The sequence below is a fragment of the Brachybacterium alimentarium genome (assembly GCF_002332425.1).
GTDB classification, from domain to species: domain Bacteria; phylum Actinomycetota; class Actinomycetes; order Actinomycetales; family Dermabacteraceae; genus Brachybacterium; species Brachybacterium alimentarium.
Genome location: NZ_NRGS01000011.1, coordinates 72,482 through 90,349 on the forward strand (window position 1 = coordinate 72,482; position 17,868 = coordinate 90,349).

Annotated in this window: 18 protein-coding genes; 3 read left to right on the forward strand and 15 right to left on the reverse strand. The window is 70.8% G+C overall.

Going from position 1 to position 17,868, the window contains the following annotated elements:
- The first annotated feature begins 122 nt into the window (after window positions 1–122).
- Window positions 123–1,082 (forward strand): sugar-binding transcriptional regulator, encoded by a 960-nt coding sequence (locus CIK71_RS07750; protein WP_096164623.1) that lies wholly within the window; start codon window positions 123–125, stop codon window positions 1,080–1,082.
- A 223-nt stretch (window positions 1,083–1,305) separates the two neighbouring features.
- Here CIK71_RS07750 and CIK71_RS07755 read toward each other — a convergent pair whose 3' ends face one another.
- From CIK71_RS07755 to CIK71_RS07815, 13 genes are all read right to left on the reverse strand, one after another.
- Complete coding sequence (locus CIK71_RS07755) at window positions 1,306–1,704, reverse strand: ASCH domain-containing protein (protein ID WP_241963922.1); 399 nt, start codon at window positions 1,702–1,704, stop codon at window positions 1,306–1,308.
- A gap of 293 nt (window positions 1,705–1,997) precedes the next feature.
- A complete protein-coding gene (gene fdhD, locus CIK71_RS07760) occupies window positions 1,998–2,870 on the reverse strand; it encodes a formate dehydrogenase accessory sulfurtransferase FdhD (RefSeq protein WP_096164625.1) in 873 nt (290 codons plus the stop codon).
- A gap of 95 nt (window positions 2,871–2,965) precedes the next feature.
- Window positions 2,966–3,469 (reverse strand): SRPBCC family protein, encoded by a 504-nt coding sequence (locus CIK71_RS07765; RefSeq protein ID WP_096164626.1) that lies wholly within the window; start codon window positions 3,467–3,469, stop codon window positions 2,966–2,968.
- A 212-nt stretch (window positions 3,470–3,681) separates the two neighbouring features.
- Window positions 3,682–4,170, reverse strand: coding sequence for an SRPBCC family protein (locus CIK71_RS07770; protein WP_096164872.1), 489 nt, complete (start codon window positions 4,168–4,170; stop codon window positions 3,682–3,684).
- Between the two features lie 247 nt (window positions 4,171–4,417).
- Complete coding sequence (locus tag CIK71_RS07775; RefSeq protein ID WP_096164627.1) at window positions 4,418–5,368, reverse strand: ABC transporter substrate-binding protein; 951 nt, start codon at window positions 5,366–5,368, stop codon at window positions 4,418–4,420.
- Window positions 5,369–5,417: 49 nt separating this feature from the next.
- Entirely contained in the window at window positions 5,418–6,089 is a 672-nt protein-coding gene (locus CIK71_RS07780) for an ABC transporter permease (protein ID WP_096164628.1), read from the reverse strand.
- Window positions 6,086–6,736, reverse strand: a complete 651-nt coding sequence (locus tag CIK71_RS07785; RefSeq protein ID WP_096164629.1) for an ABC transporter permease — start codon at window positions 6,734–6,736, stop codon at window positions 6,086–6,088. The genes CIK71_RS07780 and CIK71_RS07785 overlap by 4 nt, the downstream gene beginning before the upstream one ends.
- Window positions 6,733–7,563 (reverse strand): ABC transporter ATP-binding protein, encoded by an 831-nt coding sequence (locus CIK71_RS07790; RefSeq protein ID WP_096164874.1) that lies wholly within the window; start codon window positions 7,561–7,563, stop codon window positions 6,733–6,735. The genes CIK71_RS07785 and CIK71_RS07790 overlap by 4 nt, the downstream gene beginning before the upstream one ends.
- A 112-nt stretch (window positions 7,564–7,675) precedes the next feature.
- Window positions 7,676–8,542 carry an amino acid ABC transporter permease gene (locus CIK71_RS07795; RefSeq protein WP_096164630.1) on the reverse strand — a complete coding sequence of 289 codons (867 nt, stop codon included), beginning with the start codon at window positions 8,540–8,542 and terminating at the stop codon, window positions 7,676–7,678.
- A complete protein-coding gene (locus tag CIK71_RS07800; protein WP_096164631.1) occupies window positions 8,539–9,243 on the reverse strand; it encodes an amino acid ABC transporter permease in 705 nt (234 codons plus the stop codon). Before CIK71_RS07800 ends, CIK71_RS07795 begins: the two co-directional genes overlap by 4 nt.
- 130 nt (window positions 9,244–9,373) lie before the next feature.
- The gene (locus tag CIK71_RS07805) at window positions 9,374–10,342 is read right to left on the reverse strand and encodes a glutamate ABC transporter substrate-binding protein (protein WP_096164632.1); all 969 of its coding nucleotides are present in this window, start codon (window positions 10,340–10,342) and stop codon (window positions 9,374–9,376) included.
- Window positions 10,343–10,421: 79 nt separating this feature from the next.
- Entirely contained in the window at window positions 10,422–11,231 is an 810-nt protein-coding gene (locus tag CIK71_RS07810) for an amino acid ABC transporter ATP-binding protein (protein ID WP_275542206.1), read from the reverse strand.
- 113 nt (window positions 11,232–11,344) lie between these two features.
- A complete protein-coding gene (locus CIK71_RS07815; RefSeq protein ID WP_096164633.1) occupies window positions 11,345–12,145 on the reverse strand; it encodes a hydroxymethylpyrimidine/phosphomethylpyrimidine kinase in 801 nt (266 codons plus the stop codon).
- Between the two features lie 203 nt (window positions 12,146–12,348).
- On the opposite strand from CIK71_RS07815, the gene CIK71_RS07820 reads away from it, so the two are divergent.
- Together CIK71_RS07820 and CIK71_RS07825 are read left to right on the forward strand one after the other, a co-directional pair.
- Window positions 12,349–12,960 (forward strand): GtrA family protein, encoded by a 612-nt coding sequence (locus CIK71_RS07820; RefSeq protein WP_241963920.1) that lies wholly within the window; start codon window positions 12,349–12,351, stop codon window positions 12,958–12,960.
- Between the two features lie 93 nt (window positions 12,961–13,053).
- A complete protein-coding gene (locus CIK71_RS07825) occupies window positions 13,054–14,277 on the forward strand; it encodes an aminotransferase class I/II-fold pyridoxal phosphate-dependent enzyme (RefSeq protein ID WP_096164634.1) in 1,224 nt (407 codons plus the stop codon).
- Window positions 14,278–14,489: 212 nt separating this feature from the next.
- Here CIK71_RS07825 and CIK71_RS17695 read toward each other — a convergent pair whose 3' ends face one another.
- Together CIK71_RS17695 and CIK71_RS07840 are read right to left on the reverse strand one after the other, a co-directional pair.
- Window positions 14,490–15,365, reverse strand: a complete 876-nt coding sequence (locus CIK71_RS17695; RefSeq protein WP_176485586.1) for a hypothetical protein — start codon at window positions 15,363–15,365, stop codon at window positions 14,490–14,492.
- Window positions 15,366–15,532: 167 nt separating this feature from the next.
- Window positions 15,533–17,743 (reverse strand): 3-hydroxyacyl-CoA dehydrogenase NAD-binding domain-containing protein, encoded by a 2,211-nt coding sequence (locus tag CIK71_RS07840; protein WP_096164636.1) that lies wholly within the window; start codon window positions 17,741–17,743, stop codon window positions 15,533–15,535.
- Between the last annotated feature and the right edge of the window lie 125 nt (window positions 17,744–17,868).

Sequence of the window (17,868 nt, forward strand, 5' to 3'; positions counted from 1 at the left end):
CGGGCCTCGCGGCCGGGAACCGTCATCGGCACCGCCGTAGGCCGCGGCACCTGATCTGGACATGGTGGAACCTCCGTGCAGTTCGACGCAAGTACGCTGCACGAACGTGCAAGACTGTGCCCATGACTGCCGAATCCCGCCTCGACGCGCTCTACGAGGCTGCACGGATGTACTACGGCGAGCAGCAGACGATGGAGGCGATCGCCGCCGCCCAGGGCGTCTCCCGCTCGACCGTCTCGCGCATGCTCCGTGATGCCCGCGATGCCGGTCTGGTCCAGATCTCGCTGCGCCCGCCCGGCGCCCATCGCGTCGAGGAGCTGCGGCGCCGCATCGCCCGCCAGTACGGGGTGCGGGTGCACATGGTGCCCGTGGGCTCGGGATACGGCGAGCGCGAGCGCCTGCAGTCCGTCGCCGAGACCGGGGCCGAGGTGCTCGACGGGATGCTCGAACCGGGCATGACCGTCGGCATGGCCTGGGGCACCACGCTCGCGGCCCTGGTGCGCTCCCTCCACCCTCGCCCGGTGCCCGGCCTGCGGATCGTCCAGCTGAATGGCGCCATCAACACCGAGGGGTCGGGCCTCACGTACGTCTCCACGGTGCTCGCCCGGGCCGCGACGCTCTGGGACGCGACCGTGCACCACTTCCCCGTGCCCGCTTTCTTCGACTACGCCGCGACCCGGGACGCCATGTGGCGCGAGCGCTCGGTGCACCGCGTCCTCGAGGCCCAGCAGCAGTGCACGCTGGCCGTGTTCAGCGTGGGCGCCTTCGATGCGGAGGTACCCAGCCACGTCTACACCAACAACTACCTGACCGGTGCGGACCTGCGCTCGCTGCGGGCCGACGGCGCCGTCGGGGACGTGTGCACCGTCTTCCTCCGGGCCGACGGCACCTTCCGGGACATCGGCATGAACGCCCGCTGCTCCGGCCCCGACCCCTCCCAGCTCGCCCGGATCCCCCACCGCCTGCTGCTCGCGGCCGGCTCCCGCAAGGCCCTGCCCCTGCGAGCCGCCCTGCGCGCCGGCGTCGCCACCGACGTCGTCGTCGACGAGGTCACCGCCGCGAGCGTGCTCGCCCTGCCGTGAGCCTGGGCGCCCTGCCGCGGCCTGGGCACCCTGCCGTGAGCTGGGGCGCCTCCACCTTGCCGCCCTGCGTCCCGCCTCCCGCCTCCTGCCTCCTGCCTCCTGCCTCCTGCCTCCTGCCTCCTGCCGGGACCGACGTTGTCATCGACGGGCCGCTGGTGACGAGCACTGGCGATATCGCCACGTGACGTCACCAGCGGCCCGCCCGTGACCGGCACGTTCAGGGTCAGCGAGGTGATCCGACGTGCAGCACCCGGAACAGTTCGCACACGACGGGCATGTGCGGGGCGAATCCGTGCACGGAGTGATCTGCCCAGAACTGCTGATGAATGCGCCGCCAGGAGGCGAGGGTCCGGTCGTCCTCCCCCTCCGCGAGGGCATGCTCGGCGGTGACGTCGCCGAAGGGGACGATCTCGATCGCGCTCACCTCGAGGACGGCGCGCGACACCCCGGCACCGTCCAGCACGATAGACAGATCACCGACGGCCGGGAAGGGTTCGCCCTCGGACTCGTAGTCCCCCGCCGCAGACGCCGTCGCGGTCTTCGTCCCGTCGAGCACCAGGGCGAGCAGGTCATCGGCCTGCTCAGGAGTCGCCCCGAAAGCCCAGGCCTCAGGCGGTTCCACGGGGAGCGCAGGATGCTCGGCGCGGGCCTCGGCCCAGAAGTCGGCGCCGTCAACGCTGGCTGCAGAGCCCGCAGAGCCTGCAGAAGCAGTGGACGCATCAGAAGCAGATCCAGAACCAGCGGACTCAGTGCGGTCGGAAGCGGTCACTCGGCGACGCTACGCCCAGAACACCGGCGCGACCAGGTTTTTTTGCCCAGCACTCCGCAGCGCCCAACCGTCCGCGGGCGCCCCACCGTCCTCGACGACCGGCGCCCAGCTGTCTTCGACCCGCAGCGTTCAGCCTCCCTCGACGCTCACCCTTCCGCAGCGGAGAGATCCAGGCGCTCGGGGTGGGTGTAGACGTTCATGCGGCCGTCGCCGTCGTCGGCCTCGCGGGTGAAGCCGACCAGGGTCATGCCGAACTCGTCGGCGGTCTCCACGGCGAGGGAGCTCGCGGCGGAGACGCAGGCCAGCAGCGGGACGCCGGCCATATAGGCCTTCTGGGCGATCTCGAAGCTGGCTCGCGAGGAGACCAGCAGGAAGCAGTCGCGCAGCGGCAGACGATCCTCGAGCAGCGCCCAGCCGATCACCTTGTCGACCGCGTTGTGCCGGCCGACGTCCTCGCGCACCACCAGCAGATTCCCCTCGAGGTCGACGAGAGCAGCGGCATGGACGCCGCCGGTGCGGGCGAAGACGGCCTGCTGGTCGGTGAGCGCGCCGGACGCGACGAGGATCGTGCGGGGGTCCAGGGACCAGCTGTTCAGCAGGGTGTAGCGGCTCTTCTGCCGTACTGCGTCGATGCTCTCGGACCCGCACACGCCGCAGGCCGAGGTGGTGGTGAAGTTCCTTGTGACCAGCGGAAGCAGCTGCGGTCGAGTGGTCGTGAAGTCCATGACGTTGTAGGTGTTGCGGGCGAAACCGCTGCCATCGTCGAGCACCGCGCCGTCGCAGTAGCGGGCCTCGGTGATGTCCTCCCGGTCGCGGATGATGCCCTCACCGTGGAGGAAACCGTGGATCAGCTCGACGTCATGGCCGGGAGTGCGCATGGTCAGCGACAGCTGCTGGCCATTCAGACGGATGTCGAGCGGCTCCTCGACGGCGACACGATCACCCTTGCGCCCGGCGTACAGCTTTCCCTCGCGCACCCGGACGGTGCGGATCCGTGCGCTCTCGGTAACCCTGCCCATGAGTCGAGGGTAGTCCTCTCACCTGCGGTGCGGCAGACCAGCAGCTGGCAGCCCCCCGACCACGGGCAGCCCGTCGGCCCGAGGCGCGGAGCGCGTCAGTCCGTCCGCTTCACCGCCGGCGAGCGCTTCTCGGCCAGCGTGCGTGCCAGCTCGAGCTCCTGCTCCCAGCCCTTGGAGTTCTCCTCGTAGTTCCTCCGACGCACGGAGGCGTCCTCGCTGAGCCGGGCGAAGCCGCGCTCTCGCACCGTCAGGCGGACCTCGTCGTCTCTCGAGGAACCGGCAGGGTCGATGGTGAACTCGACGGTGTTGGAGGCATCGGAGATCTCGCCCATCCCGCCGCCCAGCCAGCGGAAACCGACCCGGTACGGCGGCTCGTGGGCCATGGCCGACATGCTGAACGTGCCGTACACGGGGTCGACGACGCGGGAGATCCCGCCCGCGGTCTGCACGTCGTGCTTGCGGTATTCCCCGTCGTTGATGAACCAGCCCGGCTCGCGGACGATGGCGAACACGACCTCGGCGGTGGCCTTGATGTGGATGCTCCGCACGATCTCGTCGGGGACGTCGTCCGACGCGGCGTGGGTGGCGTCGTCTCTCATGATGGAGCTCCTCCCGTTCAGTGAGCGGCCACTGTGCCGCCTGACCCCAGAGTGGCAGAGTCCGGGCCGCAGTCAAGGGCGAACGCCCCGCAGCGCCGGATCACGCGGTCACGTGCGGTCCGACGCCGAACGGCGCCTCCCGAACGGGAGGCGCCGTCGAGGTGCGCCAGGGTGCTCGCGTCCGCGGCGCACCAGGCAGCGTGCGGCCGACGTCAGTCCTTGGTGGCCGCCGCAGCCAGCAGGTTCAGCGACTCCTCGAGATCCTCCTCAGGGATTGCCGGGAAGCCGACCTGCTTGAGGAGCTTCTCGTCGGTCACGTCCGACCAGTCGTACGTGAGGGTCACCTCGGTGGAGTCGTTGCCCTGGGACTTCAGCTCATACAGCCACTCCCAGCCGAGCGGCTCGGTGGGAGCGGTGCCGTCCTCGGCCTCGGGCGCGGGCTTCCATCCCACCATCTTGTTCTCGTCGTACGCGGTCACGAAGTTGTGGGTGCGGTAGTCGCCGCCCATCGCGTCACGGTGCATGTTCATCACGAACTTCTCGCCGGTCTTGGTGATGCGCTCGGTGTCGTCCGAGTTGCGCACCGTCCCCGAGCCGTCGAACTCGTGGTGGCGGGCCGGCAGCGTGAGCACGCTGAAGAGCTCCTTGGCGGGCACGTCCATCGTGCGGGTCACGGTCACATGGGTCTCGTTGTGCGTCATGCCCTCACCCTGCCGCTTCCCGCCCACGATGTCATCCGCGAGCCGACCGCCCGGTTCTCACCGCTGGTCACAGGCGCTTCACGGGGCGCTCCACAGTCCCGCCCACCCCCAGTCCGAGCTCCACGGGCCAGCCCACCCCACAGTCCAGGCACCACGGGCCAGCCCGCCCTCAGACCGACGACCACCGGTGCGGGTCCTGGCGCGGCGCAATGTCGCGAGGCGCGCGATGCAGTGATCGCGAGGCGCGTCAGGCCAGGCCCTTCTCCTCCAGCCAGCCCTTCGCGATGTCCGCGGAGCTCGCCTGATCCTCGACGCTGCGACGGTTCAGCTCCACGAGATCGTCGGCGCTGAGCTCCGCGATGACGCCGTTCAGGGCCTTCTCCGCCTCGTCGTCCAGCTTCGCGGAGACGACGGGCACCACGTTCTGCGGCAGGATCAGGGACTCGGGGTCCTCGAGCACCACGAAGTCGTTCTCGGCGATCGCGGGATCCGAGGTGTAGAGGTCGGCGAGCTGCACGTCGCCGTCGGTAAGGGCCTGCACGGTGAGGCTGCCCCCGCCGTCCTCGACGGGCACGACGCTGATGTCCACGCCGTAGACCTTCTTCGCACCCTCGGGGCCGTACGGACGCACCTCGAACTCGCTGTTCGCAGCGATCTTCAGGTCGTCGATCCCGGCCAGGTCCGCGATCGTGGTCAAGGAGTTCTCGCTCGCGAAGTCCGAGGTGGTGGTGTAGGAGTCCTGGTCGGTGGCCTCGGCGAAGTCCAGCACCCGCAGCTCCTCGGGGAGGGAGTCGGAGAGAGCCGAGTGGATCTCCTCGGGGCTCGCGCTCTCAGCGTCGGCCTCGTAGTTCTGCAGCAGGTTGCCGAGGTATTCGGGCATCACGTCCAGGGAGCCGCCCTCGAGCTCGGGCATGTACACCTCGCGCTGGCCGATCTGGTACTGGCGGTCGACGGTGAGGCCGGCCTTCTCGAGCACCTGGGCGAACAGCTCGGCGATGATCTCGTTGGAGTAGTACGCCTGCGAGCCGACCACGATCGTGCCGGAGTCCGCCGCGGAGCCGCCCCCGTCGGATGCCGACCCGCCGTCGCCCTCCCCCTCCGCGAAGGGATCCTCGGAGCTGCACGCGGCCGCGCCGAGCGCGACGCCGCCGATGCCGAATGCGCCGAGCAGGTGCCGGCGGGTGCTGTGGATGGCCATGGGAGTTCTCCTGGGGTCGGGATCGAGGGGATCGAAGAGGTCGAGGGGATCAGGCGGTGCGGGCGCCGCGCGGGGCGGTGAGCCGCTGGGTGAGCAGCAGGACGAGGTCGAGCACGAGCGCCAGGACGATCACCAGCACGGAGCCGGCGATCATCTGCGGATAGTCCTGGGAGCCGAGCCCCAGGAAGATGTACCGGCCGAGCCCGCCGTTGCCGACGTATGCGGCGAGCATCGCAGTGGCCACGACCTGCACGGTCGCGCCGCGGAAGCCACCCACGAGCAGCGGCATGCCCAGCGGGACCTCGACGCGGGAGAGGATCTGCCATTCGGTCATGCCCTGGGCGCGCGCGGCGTCGACCGTGGCCGGATCCGCGGACTCCACGGCCGAATAGGCCCCCGCGAGGAGCGACGGGATCGCCAGCACGACGAAGGACAGCAGCGGCGCGCTGAGGCCGATGCCGAGCATCAGGGCGAACAGCGTCACCAGGCCCAGCGTGGGCAGGGCGCGGGCGGCGCCGGCCGCGGCGACGGCGACGCCCTTGCCGACCCCGGTGTGGCCGACGAGCAGGCCGATCGGCACTGCGATCAGCGCGGCGACGAACACGCCGAGCGCGGTGTAGCCGAGGTGCTCGAGGGCGCGCATCGGGATGCCCGACGGCCCGGACCAGTGCACCGGGTCGGCGAGCCAGTCGAACGCCTCGAGGTAGGGGTTGCCGTTCATGAGCGCTTCACCGTCCTGCCTCGGGTCCAGGGCATGAGGGCTCGGCCCAGCAGCACCAGCAGCCCATCGGTGACCAGGGCGAGCACCGCGGTGAGGACCACGCCGGCGGTGATCTCCGCGAGGATGCCGCGGCGGAAGCCGTCCACGAAGAGCATGCCCAGACTCGGCACCCCGAGCACGCCGCCGACGGTGACCAGCGAGATCGTGCTGACGGCGACGACACGCACGCCGGCCAGCAGCACCGGGCCGGCCAGCGGCAGCTCGACCTTGAGGAAGCGCGCGGTCGGCGCGTAGCCCTGGGCGGTCGCGGAGCCCAGCACGTCACGGCTCACGGAGCGGAATCCGTCGGAGGCCGCCGGGACCATGAGCGCGAGGGCGTACAGCGACAGCGCGATCGAGATGTTCAGCGGGCTGCGCACGCCCGTGCCCAGCAGGCCGGGCAGCAGCACGAACAGCGGCAGCGAGGGGATCGCATAGAGCAGCCCGGAGGAGGTGGTGACCGAGGTGCGCAGCCAGCCGCGGGAGTTGGCGAGCTTGGCGAGCGGCAGCGACAGCACGAACGCGAGGAGGATCGGCGGGAGAGCCTGCAGCAGGTGCGACCCCGTGTACCCGGCGATCACGTCGAGATTGGCGAGCACCCAGCTCACGACGTGCTCCTCCCGCCGGCGTCCAGCACTCCGGCGGCCCGCCCGTCGGCGTCCACCACGACGTCCTGCCCGTCGGTGCGCTCCACGTGCAGGGTGCGGGCGCCGCGGTCGGCACCGACGAAGCTCGCCACGAAGTCGTCGGCCGGATCCGCGAGGATCTCCTGCGGGGTGCCGATCTGGGCGATGACGCCGCCGGGCCGCAGGATCACCACGCGGTCGCCGACCAGGAATGCCTCGTCGATGTCGTGGGTGACGAAGACGATCGTCTTGCGCAGATCCCGCTGCAGGTGCAGCAGCTCCTGCTGCAGCTCCCCGCGCACGATCGGGTCCACCGCCCCGAAGGGCTCGTCCATCAGCAGGATGTTCGGATCCGCGGCGAGGCCGCGGGCGACGCCGACGCGCTGCTGCTGGCCGCCCGAGAGCTGCGCGGGATAGCGGCTCGCGAGCGCGGCATCGAGGCCGACGGTCTCCATCAGCTCATGGGCGCGGGAACGGGCCTCGTTCTTCGAGGTGCCGCGCAGCACCGGCACGGTGGTGATGTTGTCCAGCACGGTGCGATGCGGGAGCAGGCCCGAGGCCTGCATGACGTAGCCGACGCTGCGGCGCAGCTTCACGGGATCCAGGCCCGCCACATCGTCCCCGTCGATGTGGACGCGGCCCGAGGTGGGGTCGACCATACGGTTGATCATCCGCATCAACGTGGTCTTGCCCGACCCGGACGTGCCCACGAGCACCATCGACTCGTGCGAGGCGACCTCGAGGCTGAAATCCTCGACGGCGATCGTCCCGCCCGGGTACTCCTTGCGGACGTTCTCGAATCCGATCACGGCCAGCTCCACATCAGGGTCGTCCAACGTCGGTCAGCTGGTGGCGACATTACGCCATCGTGGTGACACCGCAGGGGATCGCCCTGACACCGCTTGACATCGCGGCAGCGGCTCAGCCTGCCGAGGCCCGCGCCTTCATCCGCGCGTCCAGCGCGAGCGCGACCCGGGTCAGCAGGAAGTTGATGACGATGTAGATCAGGGAGACCACCAGGTAGGTCTGCACCAGGTAGCGGGTGATCGAGACCATCGTCTTGCCCTGGAACTGCAGCTCGTTGTAGCTCACCACGTAACCCAGGGTCGAGTCCTTCAGCAGGGTGACCAGCGCGAGGATCAGGCTGGGCAGCACCAGGCGCACGGCCTGCGGCAGGATCACATGGACCAGGGCGTGGCGTCGGCCCAGACCGATCGCGGCGGCGGCCTCGTGCTGGCCGACGTCCACCGCCTTGATGCCGGCGCGGAACACCTCGGCGGTGCTGGCGGCGGAGACCAGGATCATCGGGATCACGAGCATCCAGAACCGCGGGAAGGTCACGCCGTAGGCGGGCAGCGCCAACAGGAAGGCGTAGACGACCAGCAGCATCGGGATGCCGCGGAAGAACTCGATCCACACCGTGGAGGCTCGGCTGAGCACCGAGAGACGGGACATGCGCGCCAGCGCCAGCAGCAGCCCCGCCGGGAACGCGACGACGGCCGCGACGGCGGTGACCTTGAGGGTTCCCAGCAGGCCGTGCCCGAGGAACGCGAGATAGTCCGCGCGCAGGTAGACGACCCACTTGTCCGGGTCGAGCTCGCCGTTCTCGGCGAACGTCCACAGCCCGGCCGCGAGCACGCCGAGGATCACCACGGCGCTGACCACGGACAGCAGCAGGATGCGGCGTCGGCCCTTGGGTCCGGGGGCGTCGAAGAGCACCTGGGTCGCGCCGCGGGAGGTCGCCCGGGGCGTGGCGCGCGAGGGCACCTGGGCGGTCGCGGCGCTCATGCCTGTGCTCCGGCCGTGACGTCGAGCGCGCCCGTGCTGCGGGAGGGGCCGGAGCCACGACCGCCCGGGGAGACGGCCCGCTCGATCATGCCGCCGAGCGCGGCGCCGCCCAGCGACATCCCGAGGTAGACGGCGCCGGCGACCAGGAACATGAGCACTGCCTGCGCGTACTGGATGTTGAGGGTCTGGGTCACCCAGGTGACCTCGCTGACCGCGATCGCCGAGCACAGCGCCGAGCCGATCACCGTGCCGATGAAGACGTTCACCAGCGGCTGGATCATGCTGCGGAACGCCTGCGGGAGCACGACGTGACGCAGGGTGCCGAAGAAGCCGAGCCCGATCGAGCGCGCCGCCTCCGCGTGGCCGACGGGCACCGTGTTGATCCCCGAGCGCACGTTCTCGCACACGAACGCGGCCGAGGACAGGGTCAGTCCCAGCACGCCGCACCAGAAGTAGGGCAGGCGCAGGCCGACGTCCGGCAGCCCGAAGGCGATGAGGATCAGCAGGCTCAGCAGCGGGATGTTGCGGAAGATCTCCACGTACACCGTCGCGGCCCATCTCAGCGGCGGGACCGGGCTGACCCGGCACACCGCGAGCGCGGTGCCGACCACGAGCGCGAGCCCGTAGCCGAGCAGGGTCAGCGCGACGGTGTACGCGATGCCCTGCGCCAGCAGGGGGATGTTCTCGACGATGGGCTGCATCGGTGCCTCTCGGTGCGGGGGTCCGGGGCGGCGGGCCGTCCTCACGCTGCGGTGGGGCGGACGGCCCGCCGACGTCGGCTCGGGCTCGGCTGAGCTCAGCTCAGCTCAACTCGGTTCAGCTCAGCTCAGCTCAGGAGGGGAGATCGCCGGGGACCGGCGGTTCCGGGGCGTCACCGTCGATGACCTCGCCGACGGTGGCGGTCCACAGGGACTCCCAGGTGCCGGAGTCGATGATCGCCTGCAGGAAGGTGTTCACGAAGTCCACCGCGTCCTCGTCGTCCTGCGAGAGGCCGATGCCGTACGGGTCGTCCACGAAGGGCTCGCCGACCACGGTGACGTCGGGATCCGCGGCGGAGTTGCCGAGCAGCACGCCCTGGTCCAGGACGTAGGCGTCGGAGCGCTCCTGCTTGAGCGCGGCCACGCAGGACTCGTTGTCCGGGAGGGTCTGCACGTCGCCCGGATCCGTCACGAACTCCTCGATCGCCTGGACTCCGGTCGAGTTCGACTGGGTGACCAGGTTCAGCCCGGAGAGGTCCTCGGGCCCGGAGACCGTGTCCTTGTCCTCCGTGCGCACCTGGATCGCGGTGCCGGAGAGGTAGTACGGGCCGGCGAAGTTGATGACCTCGAGACGCTCGGGGGTGACCGAGTAGGTGGCGATCACGCAGTCCACGGTGCCGTTCTCCACGAGCTTCTCGCGGGTCTCGACGGTGGTGTCGACGTATTCGACCTTCTCGTCGCCGCCCTCGCCGAGGATGTACTTCGCGAGCAGCTGGGTGATGCCGGCGTCGAAGCCCGTGGGCTGGCCGCCACTGGTGCTGGCCAGGGAGAACACCTGGTTGGCGACGGTGCCGCCGCGGATCAGCGAGCCCTTGTCCTTGATCGCGGTGGCCCAGGCGCTCGCGGAGATCGCGTCGTCCTCCGCGACCGGGCCGGACTCGATGGCGTCCGCGAAGGGCGAACCCTCGGCGGCGTCGTCCTCGCCCAGGGCGGGGCCGTCACCGGTGTCGGAGGAGCAGGCGGCGAGCGCGGCGCCCAGGGGCAGGGCCGCGGCGGCGGCGACCACGGCGCGACGGCCGGGCCGGAAGGAGGTGCTGGTCATGGATCTCTCCGATTCTCGTGCTGCTCCGGTCGAAGCAGGGGTGCGGTGGTTCAGGGGTCTCAGGGGCAGGGGAAGGGGCTCAGTGGGCGAGGATCTTGGACAGGAAGGCCTTCGCACGCTCGCTGCGGGGAGCGGTGAAGAACTCCTCGGGCTCACCCTGCTCGACGATCTCGCCCTGGTCCATGTAGACCACACGGTCGCAGACATGGCGGGCGAAGCCCATCTCGTGGGTGACGACGAGCATCGTCATGCCCTGCTCCGCGAGCTCGGACATCACGTCGAGCACCTCGTTGATGACCTCGGGGTCCAGTGCGGAGGTGGGCTCGTCGAAGAGCATCGCCTTGGGTTTCATGGCCAGCGCCCGCGCGATCGCGACGCGCTGCTGCTGCCCGCCGGAGAGCGCGGTGGGCAGGGAGTTCGCCTTGTCGGCCAGACCTACTCGCTCGAGCAGCTCCATCGCCTGCTGATCCGCGTCGGCCTTGCTCGCCCCGCGCACCTTCCGCGGGCCGAGGGTCACGTTGTCGATCGCCTTGAGGTGCGGGAAGAGGTTGAAGCTCTGGAACACCATGCCCACGTCACTGCGCAGCTTCGTGAGCTCCCTGCCCTCCTCGGGCAGGAGCTGACCGTCGATCGTGATCTCCCCGTCGGAGATGGTCTCGAGGCGGTTGATGCACCGGCACAGGGTCGACTTCCCGGAACCGGAGGCACCGATCAGCGCCACCACCTCGCCGCGGTGGATGTCCAGGTCGATGTCCTTCAGCGCCTGGAAGTCGCCGAAGAACTTGTCGACGCCGCGCAGCGAGATCAGCGCCTCGCCGATCTCCTTCGGGGCGGAGGCGCCGGATCCGGCCGGACGGGGCGTCCCCGGGGTCGTGGTGCTGTCGCTCATTCCTCGAGAATGCGGGTCAGCAGGGCATCTGTCCACAACTCCGCAACGCAGACCGCATGTCGGAACGGTTTCGTGACCAGTACGGGAAGGGGGCGCCCGGCCCGGGCCGGGACTCAGGCCCGGTACTCGCCCTGGTACACGGCTTCGAAGGGCGCGTGCCCGCCCTGACGGTTCTCGATCGAGCTGGAGACCACGGCCTTGGCGACGCGGGCCGCCTCGAGCGGGGTGGCGCCCTTGGCGAGCTCGGCGGTGACGGCGGCGGCGAGCGTGCAGCCCGCTCCCGAGACCCGCTCCTCACCGATCTTGGGGCTGCGCAGCTCCACGACCTGCTCGCCGTCGTAGAACACGTCCACGGCGTCGGGGCCGTCGAGCACCACGCCGCCCTTGGCCAGCACGACCACGTCGTAGGTGTCGTGGATGCGACGGGCGGCCTCGGTGAGGTCCTCGACGCTCTCGATGCTCTCCATCCCGGACAGCGCGAGCGCCTCGAAATGGTTCGGGGTCACGTACGTGGCCAGGGGCAGGATCTGCTCCTTGAGCGCGTTGTCCGTGTCCAGCGCCGCGCCGGGCTCCTGGCCCTTGCAGATCAGCACCGGGTCCAGCACCACGTTCGTGAAGGAGCGCTCGGCGAGCGCGGTGGCGACGGTGTCGATCGTGACCGGAGTGCCCAGCATGCCGATCTTCACGGTGTCGATGTCGTGCACGGCCGTGGTCGCCTCGATCTGGTCGGCGATCACCTGCGGCTCGACGGGCACGAAGCGGTGCGACCAGTCGTTCTGCGGGTCGAAGGAGACGATGCAGGTGAGGGCGGCGGTGCCGAAGGTCCCCAGCTGGTGGAACGTCTTGAGGTCGGTCTGCGCCCCGGCGCCTCCGGTGGTCTCGGAGCCGGCGATGGTGAGGGCGACGTGAGTCATGAGCGTCTCTTCCTGCGAGATGGTGTCCGATGGGGGCCGACGGCACGGCCCCGACCGCGCGCTCCCAGGGGCCGACGTCCCGTCGGACCCGTCGCAGCGGTCGTGCCGCGCGCTCCCAGGGCCACGGGAACCTGATGTGAGGTCCCACCGGCCCGTCGCTGCGGCAGAAGACCGATCCTAACGCCTCGGGTACAGTTCCCGGCGTGCTGACGCCAGAACCGCAGGCGGAGACCGCGGACCACCACCGGTCCGCGCGCCCCCGCACACCCGGATGGGACGCCTGCTCCTCGCTCGAGCTGGCCGGCCACGAGGAGCCCTCCACCACCCGCCGCCGTCCGTCGGCCGTACGACGTAGACCGCGGTCCACGCTGCGCTCCCTGGTTGAGGAGCACCTGGGATCGACGACGAAGTTCCTGCTGGTGGGCGGGATCGTGTTCCTGCTGGACGCCGCGATGTACAACCTGCTCGTGTTCTGGCATCCCGCGCACGGCTGGGGCGAGGGCCTCATGCACGGCAGCCCGCTGCCGGCGAAGGTGCTCACGATCGCCGCGGCCTCGTGCCTCACCTACCTCGGCAACCGCCTGTGGACGTTCGGCGATCGCCCCCGGCCGGACACCTCCCGCTCGATCCTGCTGTTCGTGCTGATCAACGTGATCGCCTCCGGGCTGCAGCTGTCCTGCCTGGGCTTCTCCCGCTACGTGCTGGGGCTGGACTCGGTGCTGGCGGACAACATCTCGGGCACGCTCATCGGCCAGGCGGTCTCGACGTCCTTCCGATACGTCACCTACGGCCGGTTCGTCTTCCCCCGTCGCTGACGCCTCCGCCGATCCCTCCGCTCGGCCCTTCCCCGGGCCTCCGGGAACGGACCGCGTAGAGGCGGGCGCTCGCACTCTGACAGACTCGAGCCCATGGAGACCACCGGCCCTTGGACCCGCGCCTCGCGCGCTGCAGGACTGCTCGTGGGCGGCGAGGCCCGCCCCACCGTCTTCGCCCGGATGTCGGCGAAGGCGGCCGAGACGGGTGCGATGAACCTGGGGCAGGGCTTCCCCGACGACTCCCCGCCCGCTCTGGTCGCCGAGGCGGCGGTCAGCGCGATCCGGGCGGGCCGCAACCAGTACCCGCCGGGCCTCGGCGAGACCGTGCTGCGCGAGGCCATCGCCGAGCACCAGGCCCAGTGGTACGGCCTGCGCTGGGACCCTGCCCGCGAGGTGATGGCGACCACCGGCGCCACCGAGGCGCTGGCGGCGACGATCCTCGCCCTGGTGGAGCCGGGCGACGAGGTCGTGACGCTCGAACCCTTCTATGACCAGTACGCCGCGCTCATCGCCCTCGCCGGCGGAGTGCACCGCACCGTGCCCATCACCTCCCGCTCCAGCGAGAACGGCGACCTGGTGCTCGACGTCGCGGAGGAGGACCTGCGCGCCGCGTTCTCCGACCGCACGCGACTGGTGCTCGTGAACACCCCGCACAACCCCACCGGGCTGATGCTGTGGGTGGGAGCGCTGCAGGCCATCGTCGAGGAGGCGGCCCGGCACGACGCGATCATCGTGACCGACGAGGTCTACGAGCACCTCACCTTCGGCCCCGCGCACCTGCCGATCGCGACGCTGCCCGGCGCTCAGGACCGCACCGTGTCGATCTCCTCGGCAGGCAAGACCTTCTCCGTGACCGGGTGGAAGATCGGCTGGATCACCGCCCGCCCCGAGCTGATCACCGCGATCACCGGCGTGAAGCAATGGCTCACCTACGCCTCCGGGGCCCCTTTCCAGCCCGCTGTCGCGGAAGGGCTGACCATGCCCTCGACGGCCTTCCACGACATCGCGCAGGACCTGCGTGAGCGCCGGGACCTGCTCACCGACGGTCTGCGCCGGATCGGCTTCCGCGTGAGCGTGCCGGAGGCCGGCTATTTCGCGGTGGCCGACGCCGCGCCGCTGGGCGAGGACGACGCCGCCGCACTGTGCGAGCGTCTGCCCGCGGAGGCCGGCGTGGTGGGCATCCCGCTGTCCGCGTTCTACCGGGACGGGCAGGCCGGGGAAGCCGGCTCCTACCTGCGCCTCGCCTTCTGCAAGTCCCGCGCCACGATCGAGCAGTCCCTCGAGCGGCTCGAGGCCTGGGCGGCTCCACGGCGCTGAGCGACCGAACAGCTGAGGGGGTGAGCGACTGAGCAGCCCACTCGCCGCAGCTGCGCGAGAGCGCCCGAACCGCTCCCTCGAGGACAGCAAAGGCCCGCCCTGCTCACCGGATCACCGGCGGGCAGGGCGGGCCCTTCAGCTGCCGCGCGTCTCTCGAGCACTGCTCGAGCCGTGCGCGCTGTGCAGGGTGGGACGGGTCAGGGTGGGACGAGTCAGGGAGCGACCCACACCGGCTCGGCCTCGAAATCGAGCAGGGCCTGCACCGAGAACATCCCGTCGTCGATCTGGTCCTTCGGCACGATCAGACCCATGTCCCACTTCCCGGTGTCACCGTCGGTCAGGGTGTCGACATCGATCGAGTTGTGAGGCGTCACCGTGCCCTGGTCCGTGAAGCTCTCGCCGCTGTTGCTGACGTACTCGACGGTCACGGACATGTAGGCCTCGGCCTCGCTGTCGCCGTGGTACGTCACCTCGAGGGGAACGAGGACGTAGGTCTCGTCATCGGCGGGCTCGGTGTTGAACTGATTGGTGTCCATCACCGTCGACGTGGCATCCCAGTCGACCTCACCGAGGGTGACGTCCAGCGTGCCGCCGTCGCCGTCGTCGATCGTGAAGGTCTCGCCCGTCGCGTAGGGGCTGTCCTTCGCGCCCTTGCCGTCGGCCGCCGCATCGGCGCTCGCCTCCTCGGTGGCGGTTTCCTCCTCGGTGGTCGCCTCCTCCTCGGTGGTCGCCTCCTCCTCGGTGGTCGCCTCCTCCTCGGTGGTGGCTTCCTCAGAGGTGCTGCTGCCGGTGGTCCTCTGCTCCTCGGTGCCGCCGCTGTCGCGCGTGAAGAAATAGATGCCGGCGCCGGCGACGATGATCAGCAGCACGAGCAGCACGCAGCAGCCGCCGACGATGAACGGCCATTTGCCGGGGCCCTTCTTCACGGGCGGCTGCTGGGGGAACTGCTCGGAGCTGCCGAACGCGGGCGCGAAGGAGGGCGAGCCGTCGCCCCCGGGCTGCCCCGGGCCGTAGCCGTTCGGGGACGACTGGCCGTACGGATCACCGGACTGGGGGTGATCCCATCCGTTCTGCGGTGGCTGCGACATGTTCTTCTCCGGTGCCGTGACGGCACCGTCCCCTCTCTCTCCAGACGACCAACATTGGTCGAACCCCCCTGGGCTCGCTCGCCACATGGTACGACGGGCCCGTCGCCACGAGGGCCGTCCGGAGAGGGCAGGGAGGTCGCGATCCGGCGACGATCCGCGTGCCCTGGTCAGCGGCGCGCGGTGAACGCCTCTCCGTGGAAGCTGCGACCGGCGACGCGCTGCGCGGCGCCGGTGGAGTCGAGGTACGGGGTGACGCCGCCGCGGTGACGGGGGAAGCCCGCGCCCAGGATCAGGGCCAGGTCGATCTGCTCGGGGCGCTCGACGACGCCCTCGTCGAGCATGATGCCGATCTCCTCGGCGAGACCATCCCGGACCCGCTCGAGCAGGGCGTCGCCCACCGGCGCCGACGAGGCCGCGGCGGGGTCGGCGCCGGTGCCGAAGGCCTCGGCGACCGTCGGCGAGACCGGAGGGTGCACGGAGTTCTTGCCGGCCTCGGTGAACCGCGCCGACCTCTCCGCCATCGCACCGAGCCCCGGGGAGGCGTGGAAGCGGTCCCCGAGCTCACCGCGCAGCACCGTGCCCACGTGGTCCGCGACCGCCAGACCCACCAGGTCCAGCAGCGCGAAGGGTCGCATCGGCATGCCGAGGGGGTCGAGGGAGGCGTCGACCTCGGCCGGGTCCGCGCCGGCATCGAGCGAGGAGAGCACCTCGCCGAGCACCCGGAACAGCAGGCGGTTGACGATGAAGCCGGGGGCGTCCGCGCTGCGCACCGCGAACTTCCGCAGACGCCGCACCACCTCGAGGCCGGTGGCCAGCGTCGCCTCGTCGGTCGCGCCGGTATGGATCACCTCGACCAGCGGCATCTTGGCCACCGGGTTGAAGAAGTGCAGGCCGACGACGCGCTCGGGATGCGCGAGCTCCTCGGACATGGAGGTGACCGACAGCGAGGAGGTGTTGGTGACCAGCAGCGCGTCGGGCGCGAGCACGCTCTCGAGCTCCGCGAAGACGGACTTCTTGATGGCCAGCACCTCGGGCACCGCCTCGAGCACGAGATCGCAGCCGGCGAGCTCCTGCAGATCGGTGGTGGACGAGAGGTTCTCGGCGATCGTGGCGGCGGTGGCCTCGTCGATCGTGCCGCGAGCGGCGGTGCGGGCGACCACGTCACGGGCGGCCGCGAGGCCCTTGGCGGCGATCGACTCGTCGAGGTCGCGCATCACCACGGGCACCTGCAGACCGAGCGCGAGCTGCGCGGCGATCTGGGAGGCCATGAGGCCGGCGCCGGCGACGCCCACGCGGGTGATCTCGCGGGCGCCCTCGACGGACTTGCGGCCGGGCTTGCCGCGACGCAGCAGCTCGGCGCTGTAGATCGAGGCGGCGGCGGCATCGGAGCGCACCAGGTCGGCGAGCGCCTCGCCCTCGCGGGCGAGGGCCTCGGGCAGGCTCGAGCCGGGCAGCTTCTGGAGCAGTTCCAGGGCGCGGCCGACGGACGGGGCTCCCTGCCCCTCGAGGCGCGCGGCCCAGGTGCGGCGGGTCTCGGCGCTGCCGTGGGCGGCGTCGAGCGCGTCGAGCAGCGCCTCGGCCTCGGGGGTGTCGACACCTGGCAGCGGTGCGGTGCGGCCGGCCCAGGCGCCGAGAGCGTCCGAGGGCGCTTCGGCAGCGGCCTCGGCGACGACGGGATCGACCACGTCGGCATCGGCCACGTCGACGTCGATGTGCGCGGCGACCAGGGCGGCGAACTCGTCGAGCGCCTCGTCGAGATCCTCGGCGACTTCGTCGACCAGGCCGATCTCGAGCGCCTCCTCGGCGCCGAGCTGCTTGTCGCGGGCAGGGTCCTCGAGGATCATCCGCACGGCGGTCTCGGGGCCGACGACGGACTGCAGGAGCGTGGTGCCGCCCCAGCCGGGCAGGATGCCGAGGCCCGTCTCCGGCACCCCGATGCCCTTCACGGAGGCGGCGGCCGTGCGGACATCGGCCATGAGCGCCACCTCGAGGCCGCCGCCGAGGGCCACGCCGTTGAGGTGCGCGAGGAGCGGGACGGGGCTGGTGCGCACGCGCACCTGCAGGTCATGGGCGGCGCGGGTCATCGACTCGACATTGCCGGCGGCGGCGGGGTCGGCGAACATCGACAGGTCGGCGCCGGCGAGGAAGACGCGGCCGGTGCCGGTCATCGCGATGGCCTGGATCTCGCCGGCCTCGGCGCGGTCGAGCGCGGCCGCGATCTCTCCGGTGACGGCGTCGATGGACTGCGGCCCGAGAGTCGCCGGCCGCTTCTCCTCGCCCTCCGGCGGGGCGAAGGTCAGCACGGCGACGGTGCCCAATCCGGGATGCTCACGGTCTTCGGTGAGGACTCGGGTGACGTGCTCGGTGTAGCTGCTCATCAGTGACCTTTCGCGATCTCTTCGTCGAGGGTGGCGGCGCCCCGCACGGTTGTCTGATACCGCGGGTTTCAGGTAGATCATGCCTCAGATCGCGCACCGGTGTCCACCTGCGCAGCGCAGTGCAG

Coding starts and splice junctions, on each gene's coding strand:
- CIK71_RS07750 (WP_096164623.1), top strand. CDS start 123: ATGACTGCCGAATCCCGCCTCGACGCGCTCTACGAGGCTGCACGGATG.
- fdhD (WP_096164625.1), bottom strand. CDS start 2,870: ATGGGCAGGGTTACCGAGAGCGCACGGATCCGCACCGTCCGGGTGCGC.
- CIK71_RS07765 (WP_096164626.1), bottom strand. CDS start 3,469: ATGAGAGACGACGCCACCCACGCCGCGTCGGACGACGTCCCCGACGAG.
- CIK71_RS07770 (WP_096164872.1), bottom strand. CDS start 4,170: ATGACGCACAACGAGACCCATGTGACCGTGACCCGCACGATGGACGTG.
- CIK71_RS07775 (WP_096164627.1), bottom strand. CDS start 5,368: ATGGCCATCCACAGCACCCGCCGGCACCTGCTCGGCGCATTCGGCATC.
- CIK71_RS07780 (WP_096164628.1), bottom strand. CDS start 6,089: ATGAACGGCAACCCCTACCTCGAGGCGTTCGACTGGCTCGCCGACCCG.
- CIK71_RS07795 (WP_096164630.1), bottom strand. CDS start 8,542: ATGAGCGCCGCGACCGCCCAGGTGCCCTCGCGCGCCACGCCCCGGGCG.
- CIK71_RS07800 (WP_096164631.1), bottom strand. CDS start 9,243: ATGCAGCCCATCGTCGAGAACATCCCCCTGCTGGCGCAGGGCATCGCG.
- CIK71_RS07805 (WP_096164632.1), bottom strand. CDS start 10,342: ATGACCAGCACCTCCTTCCGGCCCGGCCGTCGCGCCGTGGTCGCCGCC.
- CIK71_RS07810 (WP_275542206.1), bottom strand. CDS start 11,231: ATGAGCGACAGCACCACGACCCCGGGGACGCCCCGTCCGGCCGGATCC.
- CIK71_RS07815 (WP_096164633.1), bottom strand. CDS start 12,145: ATGACTCACGTCGCCCTCACCATCGCCGGCTCCGAGACCACCGGAGGC.
- CIK71_RS07825 (WP_096164634.1), top strand. CDS start 13,054: ATGGAGACCACCGGCCCTTGGACCCGCGCCTCGCGCGCTGCAGGACTG.
- CIK71_RS17695 (WP_176485586.1), bottom strand. CDS start 15,365: ATGTCGCAGCCACCGCAGAACGGATGGGATCACCCCCAGTCCGGTGAT.
- CIK71_RS07840 (WP_096164636.1), bottom strand. CDS start 17,743: ATGAGCAGCTACACCGAGCACGTCACCCGAGTCCTCACCGAAGACCGT.